Annotated in this window: 14 protein-coding genes; 6 read left to right on the plus strand and 8 right to left on the minus strand. The window is 68.0% G+C overall.

The window, feature by feature from the left end; translation table 11 throughout:
- The first annotated feature begins 131 nt into the window (after positions 1-131).
- Positions 132-707 (plus strand): GNAT family N-acetyltransferase, encoded by a 576-nt coding sequence (locus ACZ3IC_RS26895; RefSeq protein ID WP_467420086.1) that lies wholly within the window; start codon positions 132-134, stop codon positions 705-707.
- A 55-nt stretch (positions 708-762) separates the two neighbouring features.
- Here the strand turns inward: ACZ3IC_RS26895 and ACZ3IC_RS26900 are convergent, their stop codons facing one another.
- The 4 genes from ACZ3IC_RS26900 to ACZ3IC_RS26915 all read right to left on the minus strand — a co-directional run bounded on the left by ACZ3IC_RS26900 (position 763) and on the right by ACZ3IC_RS26915 (position 2,892).
- Positions 763-1,248, minus strand: coding sequence for a hypothetical protein (locus ACZ3IC_RS26900; RefSeq protein WP_467420088.1), 486 nt, complete (start codon positions 1,246-1,248; stop codon positions 763-765).
- A gap of 130 nt (positions 1,249-1,378) precedes the next feature.
- The gene (locus ACZ3IC_RS26905) at positions 1,379-1,510 is read right to left on the minus strand and encodes a hypothetical protein (protein WP_467420090.1); all 132 of its coding nucleotides are present in this window, start codon (positions 1,508-1,510) and stop codon (positions 1,379-1,381) included.
- A gap of 354 nt (positions 1,511-1,864) precedes the next feature.
- Entirely contained in the window at positions 1,865-2,071 is a 207-nt protein-coding gene (locus ACZ3IC_RS26910; RefSeq protein ID WP_467420092.1) for a DUF397 domain-containing protein, read from the minus strand.
- The gene (locus ACZ3IC_RS26915; RefSeq protein WP_467420095.1) at positions 2,068-2,892 is read right to left on the minus strand and encodes a helix-turn-helix domain-containing protein; all 825 of its coding nucleotides are present in this window, start codon (positions 2,890-2,892) and stop codon (positions 2,068-2,070) included. Before ACZ3IC_RS26915 ends, ACZ3IC_RS26910 begins: the two co-directional genes overlap by 4 nt.
- Positions 2,893-3,092: 200 nt before the next feature.
- Here ACZ3IC_RS26915 and ACZ3IC_RS26920 point away from each other — a divergent pair, with 200 nt between their 5' ends.
- Together ACZ3IC_RS26920 and ACZ3IC_RS26925 are read left to right on the plus strand one after the other, a co-directional pair.
- Positions 3,093-3,560, plus strand: coding sequence for an ATP-binding protein (locus ACZ3IC_RS26920; protein ID WP_467420097.1), 468 nt, complete (start codon positions 3,093-3,095; stop codon positions 3,558-3,560).
- A gap of 25 nt (positions 3,561-3,585) precedes the next feature.
- Positions 3,586-3,804: a hypothetical protein gene (locus ACZ3IC_RS26925; protein WP_467420098.1), complete on the plus strand. Its 219-nt coding sequence runs from the start codon at positions 3,586-3,588 to the stop codon at positions 3,802-3,804.
- Between the two features lie 102 nt (positions 3,805-3,906).
- On the opposite strand, the gene phnE is transcribed toward ACZ3IC_RS26925, so the two are convergent.
- From phnE to ACZ3IC_RS26945, 4 genes are all read right to left on the minus strand, one after another.
- Positions 3,907-5,559, minus strand: coding sequence for a phosphonate ABC transporter, permease protein PhnE (phnE, locus tag ACZ3IC_RS26930; RefSeq protein WP_467420100.1), 1,653 nt, complete (start codon positions 5,557-5,559; stop codon positions 3,907-3,909).
- 26 nt (positions 5,560-5,585) lie between these two features.
- Positions 5,586-6,458 (minus strand): phosphonate ABC transporter ATP-binding protein, encoded by an 873-nt coding sequence (locus ACZ3IC_RS26935; RefSeq protein ID WP_467420102.1) that lies wholly within the window; start codon positions 6,456-6,458, stop codon positions 5,586-5,588.
- The gene (locus ACZ3IC_RS26940; RefSeq protein WP_467420105.1) at positions 6,455-7,363 is read right to left on the minus strand and encodes a phosphate/phosphite/phosphonate ABC transporter substrate-binding protein; all 909 of its coding nucleotides are present in this window, start codon (positions 7,361-7,363) and stop codon (positions 6,455-6,457) included. Before ACZ3IC_RS26940 ends, ACZ3IC_RS26935 begins: the two co-directional genes overlap by 4 nt.
- 72 nt (positions 7,364-7,435) lie before the next feature.
- The gene (locus tag ACZ3IC_RS26945) at positions 7,436-8,524 is read right to left on the minus strand and encodes a thioesterase domain-containing protein (RefSeq protein WP_467420106.1); all 1,089 of its coding nucleotides are present in this window, start codon (positions 8,522-8,524) and stop codon (positions 7,436-7,438) included.
- Between the two features lie 292 nt (positions 8,525-8,816).
- Here ACZ3IC_RS26945 and ACZ3IC_RS26950 point away from each other — a divergent pair, with 292 nt between their 5' ends.
- The 3 genes from ACZ3IC_RS26950 (at position 8,817) to ACZ3IC_RS26960 (ending at position 13,672) form a co-directional block, all read left to right on the plus strand.
- Positions 8,817-10,391, plus strand: coding sequence for a condensation domain-containing protein (locus ACZ3IC_RS26950; protein ID WP_467420108.1), 1,575 nt, complete (start codon positions 8,817-8,819; stop codon positions 10,389-10,391).
- A complete protein-coding gene (locus tag ACZ3IC_RS26955) occupies positions 10,388-11,761 on the plus strand; it encodes an MFS transporter (protein ID WP_467420111.1) in 1,374 nt (457 codons plus the stop codon). Before ACZ3IC_RS26950 ends, ACZ3IC_RS26955 begins: the two co-directional genes overlap by 4 nt.
- A gap of 150 nt (positions 11,762-11,911) precedes the next feature.
- On the plus strand, positions 11,912-13,672 hold the full coding sequence (locus tag ACZ3IC_RS26960; RefSeq protein ID WP_467420113.1) for an amino acid adenylation domain-containing protein: 1,761 nt from the start codon (positions 11,912-11,914) through the stop codon (positions 13,670-13,672).
- Positions 13,673-13,684 lie beyond the last annotated feature (12 nt).

Here is a 13,684-nt window from a genome sequence, read left to right on the forward strand (position 1 = left end):
GCCTGGATCGCGGACAACTGCACCGTCGTGAGCGCCGACGTGTCGGAGATCGTGCCTGATCCCGCCCACCGTGCGACTGCCGAGATCGCGATGCGATGTATGCATGAACTCATCAAGGAGCGAGAGACGCGATGAATGAGAGGCCAGTGGCCCAGGTGACCGATGCCGCCGTCGAGTTGCGGCCCCACACGTCGGCGAGCCTCGAACCGCTGCTGCGGTGGAAGAACGACGTCGAGATCCAGCGGCTCAGCGACGACGGGACGCGCACGTACACCCGTGAGCAGGTCGTCGCGACGCTCGAGCGCTGGATGCGTCCCAGTGACGACATCGTCCACCTCGCGATCGGGCTCGCAGGCCGTGCGGAGCCCATCGGCTTCCTCCACCTGGCGCTCATCGAACGGGCTCACCGGCGGTGCCGGCTGGGCATCGTCATCGGTGAGAAGGACTTGTGGGGGTGCGGCTACGGGCATCTGGCGGTCGTACAGGGGGTCGAACACGCCTTCGACGTGCTCGATCTTGACCGGATCACGGTGGAGGTCTTCGCCGACAACACACGTTCAGTGCGGCTGTTCGAGCGTGTGGGCTTCGTGCGCGAGGGCGTCATGCGGGAGAACATTCTGCGCGACGGGCAGCGCGTCGACGAGCTGATCTTCGGACTGCTGCGGCACGAATGGATCGGGGGGGAAGAATTGACCAGATCGCGATGACGGGGCCAGAGAACCCGACACTGGCTGGGAGCCCGGAGGCGGATCGGCGTAGCTTTTATGCGGTACGAGGGGCATGATCGAGATGTACGGTTCCCCCACTGAATTCTTCGACTGCGGCACGGACGCGGTCCAGGGGGAGACTGTCGGCCGGGAGGTACATCTGCAAAGCGCTGCCCTGAGCGGCGGCGATCCGGGCCATGGTCCAGGCGCGGAGGAAGCCTCCTCCGTGTATGTAGCGGTCCGGATCCTGCGGCAGTATGCAGAGGTAGTCGTAGTCCCGGATCCGAGCGATCCACATGCGGTCGATCTCCGACCACGGCACAACCACCTGCGCCCGGTCCCAGGAAAAGGCCTTCAGGCGGACACCGGCCGTGGTGAAGGCCGGGTCGTCGCCCCGCATCGCGGTCACGGCCCCTGCAGAGGCGAGTGCGAATGCCACGGCAATCGCACTCGCCACGATGCTGCCGGGCAGGTCTACGACCTTCAGCAGCACCGAGAGCACCCCACACCCGAAACAAAGCCCGAGGAACGTCATCAGCATCCGGCGGGGTGTTTCTCCCCGTGGGATTCTCATTTCGAGCAGCGGCACATCGCCCACATCATCCCCTGTTGCAGTCCGACCAACTGATTGGTTCTATGGTCCGGCCGGTCGCCCTGCAAGAGCAAGAGGGTCAGTTCACCGGAAGTCGGCCGGCCTGCTCGGCTCGTGCACGGTGCTGGGCGCGGATCGCCGCGATCGGGGACAACGCATTGTCCAGCACCGTCTCCGCATCGGGGAACGTCTTGGCACCAAGCGCGCGCATCGCACGGGTCTGCCACTCAACCGCCTCCGTGATGGCCTGGGCCGACCGACGGCCGCATGCGCTATAGTTGATCTTGAAAGCTCGCCGCAACTCACGGCGACTGACACTGCGTTGGTGGTCCAAGGAAAGACGCCCCGCTTCCTGCGGGGAAATGCAGGTGCAAGGCCTGCCCAGCGCTCACTCACGAAGCCCTTCCCCCACCGGGGAAGGGCTTCGTCACGTTTCCCGCGTGCGAGTTCGCCCGGCTTGCCGCCACGCTGGAGGTAGCGCATCCGTACGGGTTCGCCGACCCGGATACGCCGACGCCCCGCGCCCGGTACGGAACCGGACGTGGGGCGTCAGCACGGTCGTATGTCAGTGATCGGCGGCGTACGAGACGAAGGCGGCCCACTGCCGTGACCCGAATGCGAGTTGGGGGCCCCGCACGTGCTTCGAGTCCCGTACGTGAATGGTCTCGGGGGCGAAAGCGACCTCCACGCACTCCGGGCCTTCATTCGTGCTGTAGCTGCTCTTGAACCACTTCAGCACGGAACTGTTCCCCGTCGAGGGGTTGGTCATCATGTTTCTCCCAGCACTTTCTCGATGAAGGCCAATGACTCACTGGGCGTGAGGGCTTGGGCTCGGATGATGCCATAGTGGATCTCAAAGAGCTGGATCTCCTTGGGATGCGAGAACAGCCGACTGATGAGGTGGGCCTCGTTGTGCCCCACGGTGTCCCCTTTCTCGAGCCGTAGCAGCTGGAATGACCCCGCAAGACCGGCGTGGTCCTCGCGATCCGTGGGCATCACCTGGATCTCCACGTTCCGCCGCCGGCCGACCTCCAACAGGTGTTCGAGCTGCTTCCGCATCACCATTCTGCCCCCGAGCGGGCGGCGCAGCGTCACCTCTTCCTGGACGAAACTGAAGACACGGGGCGGCTGTCTGTCGAAGACCTTCTGCCGCGCCAAGCGCGCGACGACGTGGCGCTCAATCTCCTCCTCGGTGAAGGGCGGACGCCGCATCCCGTACAACGCCCTCGCATACTCCGGCGTCTGCAGCAGGCCGTGGACGACGGAGTTGGCGTAGGCGCAGATCTCGACCGCCTTCTCCTCCAACTTCGCCAGATCTCGCACCTTCTTCGGGAATCGAGCCTCCTCCGCATCCTTCTTCAACCCGGCGATCAGCCCACCGGCCTCCAACACCTCGTCGGCCTTCTCCAGAAACGCCTCACTCGGCGCCCGCCGCCCCCGCTCCACCGAGGACACCCGCTCCTCGCTGTAGCCGATGGCCGTGCCCAACTCGGCCTGGGTGAGCCCCTTCCGTTCGCGGCATGTCTTCACGACCCGGCCGATTGTCCGCAGTACGGCCGCCGACTCCTCGTCGTGACCGTCGTACGGCTCCATCCCGTCGCCGCCCTGCGCTCCCTGCCCCGTCACACCCACGTTCGCGTGCCTCCACGTCCGCCACGTCCGTGCCCAACTCCTCGTCGGCGTACTGCGTAACGCTGCGTCGCCCGGACAGAGCCGGACAGCACCCGGACAGTGACGCTGCGTACCGCCGTCGTTACTGGTGAGCGTAGAGGTGGCCGACAACGCTGAGTGACATGAATCGCGATACTGCCCACTCGCCGGTACTCCGCCCCGGGCTCACGCAACACACCGTTCCCACCCGCCACTTCACCATCCGTCTCTCGGCCACCCCGCGCGGCGCTCGCCTCGCCCGCCGCCTCGCGGCCGAGGAACTCCGCAGCTGGGGCTGGCCGTACGACACCGGGGCCAATCGGACGGCGACACTCCTCGTGGCCGAACTCGCCACGAACGCGGTGGTGCACGGCCGAGTTCAGGGGCGCGACTTCCGCCTGCGGCTCACCCTCCGCCCAAGGGGTTCCGCCCTCCGTATCGAGGTCACGGACGCGAGCCCCGACCGCCGCCCACCCTCTCCCGGCACGATTCCGCCGCCGTCCCCCGACCTCGACACCGGCCGGGGCCTTCTTCTTGTCGAAGCCCTGTCCACGCACTGGGGAACCACCGACGACACCAAGACCGTCTGGTGCGAGGTCGCCCTGACCTGACTGCCAGCCCCGGACCGAGGAGGGCATGCCGTTCTGGACGTTCGCCGCCGTCACCGGGTTTGGCGGTGTCTCTATCGCGTTCATGGCTGCCGACGATCGGGCCACCACGGTCTCCGACCCGGCCGGGGCCGTCACGGTGGAGGCGATTTGCTTCCTGGAAGCGCTGCTCATCCCGGCCCGGCGCGGCGCGCAGCACTCCGTGCTCGATGCCCACGGCAAGCGAGTGCTGCCGCCGCATGTGTAGGGGAGGACCGCCATGACGCGCCGGTTCCGGTTCCGGTTCCGGTTCCGATCCTGGCTCCGGTCTCGGTCCTGGTTCCGGTCTCGGTTCCTGTTCCGGATGCGGTCAGGCGGTCGTTCGGCGGAGCCAGGAAGCGATGCCCTCGATCAGGAGCACGACACCGAGCACCATCAGGATGATGGTGGCCACCACGTCGAATTCCAGCACGCGGGTTGCGCTGATCAAGTGGAAGCCGATGCCCCCGGCCCCCACGATGCCCAACAGCGTGGCCGAGCGCACGTTCACGTCCAGTTGATGCAGGACGTGGCCGATCATGGCGGGTACGGCCTGCGGCAGCGTGCTTCCGAAGAGGACCTGCCAGGCGGAGGCGCCGGTCGCGGTCAGGCCCGCACGAGGTCCTGGGTCGAGCTCTTCCAGGGAGTCCGCCAGGAGCTTGCCGAGAAAGCCGACGGATCCCAGGCCGAGAGCGAGTACGCCCGCGACGGGACCGAGGCCGGTGGCGATGACGAACGTGATGGCGAGGATGAGCTCGGGCGTACCTCGCACCAGCAGGATGACCATCCGCGCGATGCGGGCGACGAGCGGTGAGGGAGAGGTGTTCTCCGCGGCGAGTACGCCGATGGGGACGGCCAGGACGAGACCGATGAGGGTACCGGCGAACGCGATCTGGACCGTTGTCCACAGAGCGGCGAGAAGTTCGTCGAGGATGCCGCCCGTCGATGGAGGGAAGAACTCGCCGAACACGGGCAGGGCTCGGTCCGCACCTCCGACGAACTGCCCCCAGGACAGCTGTACTTCACGTATCGACGCAATGAGCACGACGGCGACGAGGACCGTGTGGACGAGGTGGCGCCGGCGCGCGGAGGTCCACGGCGGAGTGGTCCGGCGCCCCTTGGCGGATACCGCAGGGGGCGTCGGTCGCTTCGATGAGCCGGCCCCCTTTTGCGCCCTGCCCGTGACCCGGGCCCGCGGGCGCGGGGCGCGGAGCAGTGCTCGGCGGATGGCGCCCGAGACCAGTTCCATGGCGATGCAGAGGAGAAGGACCACCAAGGCCAGTGCCATCGCCCGCGGGTAGTCGAGGCGCTGGACCGCATGGGCGACATCCGCCCCGATGCCCGCCACGCCCACGAAGCCGAGGACCACGGAGACCCTGAGGTTGACGTCCAGCCGGTGCAGCGCGGTGGCGACGAACGAGGGCAGCACCTGTGGCAGTACACCGGCCACCAACTGCTGGAGCCGGGAGGCGCCGATGGCGCGAACCGCCTTGGGCACACCCTTCTCGATGTCCTCGATGGCGTCGGCGAAGAGCTTGCCCACCATGCCGACCGAGTGGATGCCCATGGCGAGCACGGCGCCCATTCCACCGAGGCCGAAGATTCTGAACGCGATGATCACCAGGATCACGTCCGGGACAGCACGTGCGAGCACGATCACCGCCCGCGCGACGACCTGACTGGGCTTGTTCCAGGAGGTGTTGACCGCGGCCAGCACAGCGACAGGCAGGCTGAGCAGCACCGAGAGCAGCGTCGCGCAGATGACGATCGACAGCGTCTGACCGCACGAGCGCAGAATCTCGCCCGGCGGAGGGAAGTCCAGGGGGAACATACGGCGGGCGAAGTCGGCGCAGAGCTCCGCACTGCTCGCCAGAGTGGCGAAATTGACCTTCAGATCGACGAGTGCCATGACTCCGGCTGTCAGCCCCCCGAGCATCACCACGATCGTGGCGAGGCCCGATGCTGACGGGCGTGGCAGTGTCATGGGTCCGATCGGAGCCGGTGCCCGCCTCATGGCGCCATGTCCGGGACAGCCCGGGGCGCAACCACCCCGGCCGCCGGGCCGGTCGGCGCGTCGGCGATATCGGAGTAGAGCCCCGTCACATCGCTGTGGTCGAGGCCCTCGGCGCGAACGTCGAGCACGACGCGGCCGGAGCGCAGGCCGATGACGCGCTCGGCCCAGCCGAGTGCCAGGCCGACCTGGTGGAGGCTGCACACGACGGTCAGCTGTTCCGACCGGGCCAACTCCTTGATGAGGGACATGACCTGGTCCGCCGACTCGGGGTCGAGCGAGGCGACCGGCTCGTCGGCCAGCAGGATGCTCGGTTCCTGCATGAGCGCCCGGGCCAGCGCCACTCGTTGCTGCTCGCCGCCCGAGAGAGTGTCCGCCCGCTGGAACGCGCGGTCCGCGAGCCCTACCCGGTCCAGCCGGTCGAGGGCCTGCTCACGGATGTTCCGGGGGTATGTGATCAGACCGAGCCGGGGCCCGCGCAGCCGCCCGAGCGCACCCGTGCAGACGTTCTCCAGCGCCGAACGGCTGCCCACCAGGTGGAAGCGCTGGAAGACGAAGCCGATACGCCGCCGCATGGCGCGGAGTTGAGCGGGGCTCGCCGAGGCGAGATCGGTACCCAGCACGGTGCCCGTTCCGGACGTGGGGAACTGGAGGCCGTTCATGTGCTCGAGGACGGTTGATTTTCCCGAGCCCGAGGGTCCCAGCAGGGCGATGATCTCGCCGGGCCGCACGCCGAATGACACATTGTCCAACGCGTGGACGATCTCCTTTCCCTTGCGGAAGTGCTTCCCGAGGGAGCTCAGTTCGATCAGGAGATCGGATTTGCCGACGTCGGCGCCGGACTGCGCCAACTGTCCCCGGGTGTGGCTCATTCGGTGGCCTGGCACTGCTTGTCCTTGGTCACCCTGCAGACTTCCCGCACGCTGTCGAAGGCGGCGTCGTCGATCGCGACGTAGCCCCAGTTCTCGCCGATCCGGCATTCACTGCCCGTGCAGAAGCCGTGTGCCTGGAGGTAGTCCTCGGTTGCCTTGTTCGCGAAGGCATCGCTGATCTTCTTGCGTAACTCCGGGGCGAGATCATCGGAAACGGCGGCCGGTGACCCAGGGATCACGTCGGACTTCCAGATGACCCGGACATCGCCCTTCTTGATCGTCCCCTGCTCCGGCAGCAGGGTGTCCACCATGGCCTCGGCGGCGAAGCCGGCCTCGCACTGCCCGGTGTCGACGGCGATGACGGAGGCGTCCTGGCCGCCGGTAAGGGTCGGCTCGATGTCGTTCTCGACGTCAAGGCCCGCCTTGGCGAGCGCGGCCTTGGGGTAGAGATAGCCGGACGTCGAGTTGGGGTCGACGAGACAGACCTTCTTCCCCTTGAATTCCTCCAGGGACTTGATCGAAGAATTCGCCTTGACGATTCCGTAGGAGCGGTATCCGGGCTTGTCGCCCTTTTCGGTGACCTGTGCGCCGACGGGTGTCACCTTGACGCCGGCCGCCCGGGCGACAACGTACGAGAGCGGCCCGTACTGGGCAATGTGGATCTTTCCGGCGCGTTGCCCCTCGATGACTGCCGCGTAGTCGGTTGCCGTCTGTATGCGGACCTTCTTTCCGGTCTCCTTCTCCAGTAACTTGATAAGCGGCTGGAACTTCTGCTGAAGCGTGGTGGCATTCTCATCCGGAACGGCAGCGAAGACGAGTTCGTCGGGGTTCTTTCCACCGTCGGCGGAGCTGTTTTCAGTTTTTGCGCTGGATCCGCAGGCGACCAGGGTGGCTGACAGTGTCATCGGTACCAGGCAGTACCGAAACAGGCGAGAATTGACCGCTGGCATGATGTGATCTCCGCTATGTGAAGGGTTTCAGAAATCCTGCGAGAGGTGGTGGCTGATGCTCTTCTGGAAAGGCGGGTGCGTCAGGATCGGCAAGGTGCTGCGAACATCGAAGGTCTCGGCCTCGGCATTCGGCACGAGGTCCTTCCAGTGGGAGGTGAAGAAGGGCTCGCCCTTCTTCGTCTGGAAGACCAGGGTCCGGCCGGTGAAGGGGCGGGGTTCGTGGTGGGCCTGCGCGTGAGCGATCCCCGCCCAGACCGCCTGGAACCACATGAAATCGTCCGGGCTCTCGTGGCCGTCGTAGTACGCGACGTCCTCCGTCTGCAGCTTTGCCAGCACCTCGGCCGCCGAGGCGGCCAGATTGTCGACGCCGAAACGCTGCTTGAAGTGGGCGAGCCGCAGCTGGTAAAGCTCCTCCATGCCATCGCCCGGGTCGAGGTCGGAGGGGATGGTGTTGGGGTAGCCGTTGACGAAGACCAGGAGGGCGACCTCCTTGCCCCGTGCGGTCAGACGCCGGGCCATCTCCAGGGCGATGTTGCTGCCGTTGCAGAGCCCGCCCAGAAGATACGGCCCCGAGGGCTGGCCCTCCAGGAGCTCCTCGACGTAGGACTCGGCGATCTCGGCGACGGACAGCTGGACGCGCTCACGCCTGACCAGTGCCGGGTGCTGGAAGCCGTACAAGGGCCGACCGCCACTGATCCTGTCCGCGATACGGCGCAGGAAGGCGATGTTGCCGGTGCCCCAGTGCACCCAGTGGAAGGGGGTGCCCGCTCCTTCGGAGAGCTTGATGCGGGCCTTCGGGCGCTCACCGTTCCAGGGGCTCACCGCTTCCGACCACAGGGCGGTGAAGGAGGGCTCCGGTCGTGCCTGGGCAGACTGTTCCCCGGAGAGGAAAGAGGCGAGTTCGGTCAGTGTCTGGTGGGTGAATACGTCGCTGGCGGAAAGGTGATATCCGACCTCGCGCAATTGGCTGACCATCTGGACGGCGAGGAATGAGTATCCGCCGAGGTCGAAGAAGTTGTCGGAGGGTTCGACATCGGTATCCAGAAGTTCTTCCCAGATCTGCTGGAGCTGCTTCTCGGCTGCCCCGAAAGGGATGTCCGTGCGATTATTGTCCATCTGAATTCCGGCTCCTCGTCGACAACGCTCAAGCGCGTCGTGAAAGTACCACAAGCCGCTGGAGGGGAATCGGATTATTCGGATCCGGTTGTCCGGAATGCTCCGGTTTGGCATTCAATATTCCCTCCGGGTGTGATCGTGCCGATCTTTCGCCAAAACTTTGATTACGACACCCCGGTCGGAATTGACATGGTGGTCCCGGTGCAGTCGCTTGCTAGGGTTCACGTACTCATCCATGGATTAATTGAGAATCAAATGTTCCGTTTGCGATGCAGGTGACAAAGGGGGAGAAGTGCCGTTCGTGCAAGGGCAAGGGGCGGAGGATGCGAAGCCGGACCTGCTGGGGCTGGTGCTCGACACGTTTGCCGACGTCCTCGAGGAGGACGACCTCCCCGAGGACGTCTCCTTCACCGCGCTGGGCGGGTCGTCGCTCGACGGGACGCTGGTCTGCGCCCGCATCGGCAACGCACTCGGGTTCCCGGTTCCCCTTTCCCAGCTCGCCGCCGCCCCGACGGCCCTGGAGTTCGCGCGCTCCCTGGCGGCGACAGGAGTACGCGCCGAGGAAACGCAGGCACGCGACGAGAGCGCCGACGAATCCGTCGTACTCACCCCGATGCAGATCGGCTTCCTCAGCCAGCACGCGATGGACCCCGGCGACCCGACACCCCACCTGCTGTTCACCTGGGTCCTGTCGGGAACCCTGGACACGGCGGCCCTGCGCGGCGCGCTCCAGGACGTGCACGAGCGCCACCAGCCGCTGGGCAGCCGATATGTGATCCGTCGTCCGGCGGTGGCCGAACCCGGTGCCGCCGCCGAGGTGGACGTTGTCACGCTTCCTGACGAGGCCGACGAAGAGGCCGCCCTCGACGCCACCCGGGCCGCTCTGGACGGCGACCTCGATCTCGCGGCGGGCAGGGTGTGGCGCGTGGCCCTTGCGGGTGTCGCCGGGCAGGACACCCACGTCCTGCGGGTACTGGTCCACCACATAGCCTTCGACGGATGGTCGGAGTCCGTCCTGGCCGACGATCTCGGCGCCTGCTACGCGGCGCGGCTGCGAGGCGGGGCCGCCGAACTGCCGGCCGTCCCGGGCATGGCCGAGCGCGGCCGTATGCGCGAACGGCAGGCCGATCTGCACCGGGCCGAGCTGGAGCGCCAGCGCGAGTTCTGGAAGACCGCCCTCGCCGATACCCCCGACCTCGCCGTCCCTCCGGTACCGGCGGGGCAGTCCGGCCCCGCCCGGCTCAGGCGCACTGTGCGGACTCTCGAGGCGGGCGCGATGGACGTCGTCGACGCCCTGGCCGCCCGGCACGGCACCACACGCTTCGCCGTTCTGCTCACCGTCTACGACCGGGCGCTCGGGGAAACGTCCGGCCAGTCCGCCTACGCCGTCGGCTTCCCGGTCGCCCGCCGGTGGGACGCCTCCACGGCCGCGGTGATCGACTGCTGCGTCGAATCCATGTGCCTGCGGATGCCCGCCGGGACCCGCTACGGCAAGGTCGGCTTCGACACGGCACTGAAGGCCACCGCGCACCGGCTGTCCGAGGCGTTCGCCGCCGCCGACACCGCCTTCGCCGACATCGTGCGGGCGATCAATCCGCCCCGGACGGGCCGCGCCCCGCTCTTCCAGAACATGCTGGCACTCCAGGACCACGACATCCGCGAACTCGGCCTGGCCGGGCTCGAGACCCGCCGTGTGGTGGAGCCCTACCTGGGCCTGCCCGCGGAACTCCACACGGAGGTCGTTCCGCAGCCGGACGGCACGACCACCGTCGCCGTCAGCCATCTCACGGACCGGGTGCCCCGCGAGTTCGCCGAGCGGTTCGCCGCCGCGTTCGTATGCCTTCTGACAGCCCTCACCGCCGCATGACGGCGTCCGGGAACCGGCAGCCCCACGGACGGGGCACCAGGCTGCTGCGCGCGATCACCGGTGACGCGCTGCCCCCGCCCGGGCCGTCCCGACGGGTGGCGGTGTCCCAGTTGGTGGACGCCATCGGCTTCGGCACCAACCTGCTGGCCCTGCCGCTTTTTCTCAGCAGGATCGTGGAACTCTCCGCGGTCGAGGTGGGACTCGCCTTCAGCATCGGCGGCCTGGCGGGAGTCTGGGCCGGGGTGCCGATCGGTCACATCGCCGATCGCCGAGGCCTGCGTAACGTACTCGTCTGCATGTATCTGTTCCATGCCTGCGTCGCCGCGGCCACTGCGTTCATCGACTCCTTCACGACGGCCGCCGTTCTGGTGGGCCTCACGAGTTTCTCGTTCGAGGGGTCGAGGGCGGTGCGTCACGCCGTGATAGCCCGCCTCGGTGGAGGTCAACGTGCCCAGTTCCGCGCCCAGTTGCGGTCCATATCCAATGTGGGGATGGCGCTGGGATCGGTACTGGCCGGAGTCGCGGCCCAGCTCGACACGCGCGTCTCGTTCACCGTGGCGTTGTGGACCAAGGCAGCCGCGCTCCTCGTCGCCGCCGCACTGCAGTGCACCCTGCCGAGAATGGATCCGCTGCCCGCACCGGCCACCCCGAAGGGAAGGTCCCCCGGATCGCCCGAGGACAGGATCGGGGGAGTATCCGGCGAACAGACCAGCACCCCCACGGGCAAGGCGGTCGCCCTCAAGGACGTGCCCTACCTTGCCGTCAGTGCGCTCAACGCGGCACTCCACCTCTCGGGCCAGATCCTCACACTGGCCATCCCGCTGTGGATCGCATCCCGAGATGTCGCACCCGGCTGGACCGCGGCGGCGCTCCTGCTCGTCAACACCGCGATCGTGGTGTTCCTCCAGGTGAGGATGACCCGGAGCATCGACTCGCCGACAGCGGCCGGCCGGGCCTGGGTGCGTTCGGGCACCGCCCTCCTGGTGACCTGCCTGCTCATCGCCGTGACCGGGACGGTGCCCACCGCGGTGGCCCTGGGAATCTTCTTCGTGGCCGTCATCATCTTCACCGCGGCAGAGATGTGGCATGCCGCCGGCAGCTTCGAGCTGGCTCTGGGACTGGCCCCGCCGCACGCCCAGGGGCAGTACCAGGGTGTCTTCAACCTCGGTGAGGGCATGGGCGGGGCCATCGCCCCGACCGTGATCGCCTACCTGTGCATCGCCTGGGGCGCCCCGGGCTGGATCCTGCTGGGGGTCGTCCTCGCCGGCTGCGGAGCCCTCGGCCCGGCGGCCACCCGATGGGCGCTGGCGACCCGACCCGCCGCCGAACCGGTGCCGACGGCCGTCGCCGGCGCGTCCGGGCCGCGCTAGGGGGTCCGTCAGGCCCTGTCCGGGCCGGGACTGCGCCCACCGCCGCCGTCAGGCCCTGTCCGGGCCGGGACGGCGCCCACCCGCCCGTGTCACACACAACCCCTCCTCAATCCGTCCCGATGCCCTCTCACGTAGGAGCGCGCAATCACCATGTCCCTGTCCAGTGCCCCGGAACCACTGACATCCGTACTGGTCAACCACGAAGGCAGGAGGAGCCTCTGGCCGGCGGACACCGCCGTACCCGCCGGGTGGCGCACCGAGCTGGACGCCGCCACGAAGGCGGACTGCCTGGCGTACGTGGAACGCCACTGGGGCGACATACGGCCGAACGGCGCTCCCGGTCAGGTCCCGGAAGAACCCGTGGCGCTCGTACCGCGGATCTTCGAACGGACGGCCGCGGAATTCCCCGACGCGATCGCCGTCAGCGGCAAGCAGGGGGAGCTGACCTACCGTGAGCTCAACATCCGTGCCAACCGGCTGGCCCGTCGGCTGATCGACCACGGCGCCGGTCCCGAGTCCCTGGTGGGAATCCTGTTGCCGCGCGGCGAGGATGCCGTTGTGGCCATCCTGGCCGTGCTCAAATCCGGGGCGGCCTACGTGCCGCTCGACCCCGCCTATCCGGCGAAGCGCCTTGAGTTCATGCTCTCCGACGCGCGGCCCGTCTGTCTGATCAGCGAAACGGGCGAGGAGGTCCGGGGGTGGGACGGGCCTTGCCTGGAGCCGTCGGGACAGAGCACGCCCGGTGGGGCGCGCGGCACCGACGAGGCAGATGTCGGTGATGTGGAGCGACTGGCGCCGCTGACCCCGCACAGCCCCGCCTACGTCATCTACACGTCCGGCTCCACGGGCCGGCCGAAGGGAGTCGTGATCGAGCACCACGCACTCCTGAGCTACCTGACGTGGGCCGCGGAATCCTATCCCGGCGGCCGGGTGTCCTCCCTCCTCCACTCCTCCCTCAGCTTCGACCTCACGGTCACCACGCTCTTCCTGCCGCTGCTGCACGGTGGTCGCATCCACGTCGCGGACCTGGCGGACGATGTGGACGCACGCGCGGCCCTCGACCGGGCACCCCTGCACTTCCTCAAGGCCACCCCGAGCCACTTGGCGCTGCTGACGCTGCTGCCGCCCCAATTCTCCCCGTCCGGCCAACTGGTGGTCGGCGGTGAGCAGCTGACCGGCAGCATGCTGCACAGCTGGCGGGCCCTCAATGCCGGCGCCGCAGTCGTGAACGAGTACGGCCCCACCGAGGCGACCGTCGGTTGTATGGAGCACCGGATCGCGCCGGGTCAGGTGGTGGCCGACGGTCCGGTCCCGATGGGCGAGGCCGCGCGCGATCTGACGATCCGGGTTCTGGACGAGTCGATGCGGGACGTCGAGGCGGGACAGGAAGGCGAGATCTGCATCGCGGGCCGGCAGTTGGCCCGCGGGTACCTCCGCCGTTCCGGCATCACCGCGGAGCGCTTCGTGGCGGACCCGTTCGGCGAACCCGGCTCCCGTATGTACCGCACGGGCGACCTCGCGCGTCGTGACAAGGAGGGCACCGTCGTCTATTTGGGGCGGCTCGACGACCAGGTGAAGGTGTCCGGATTCCGGATCGAGCCGGGGGAGATCGAAGCCGTGCTCGCCCGGCATCCCGGCGCCGCGCAGACGTCTGTACTGGCCGTGCCGGGCCGGCGCGGCAGCACGAGGCTGGTCGCGTACGTCGTACCGGCTGCGGACACGGCGCCGCCGACCCCCGTCGAGCTGCGTGAGCTGGCCGCTGCGGCACTGCCGGAGTACATGGTGCCGGCCGCGTACCTCGAGGTCGACGCGCTGCCCCTGACGAGCAACGGAAAACTGGACCGGCAAGCGCTGCCCAGGCCCGACTTCCGCAGGAACCCCGGGATATCGGGACTTCCGACGCCCGGCTGACCCTCACCGGGG

Source organism: Streptomyces sp. NPDC002958 (assembly GCF_055563255.1).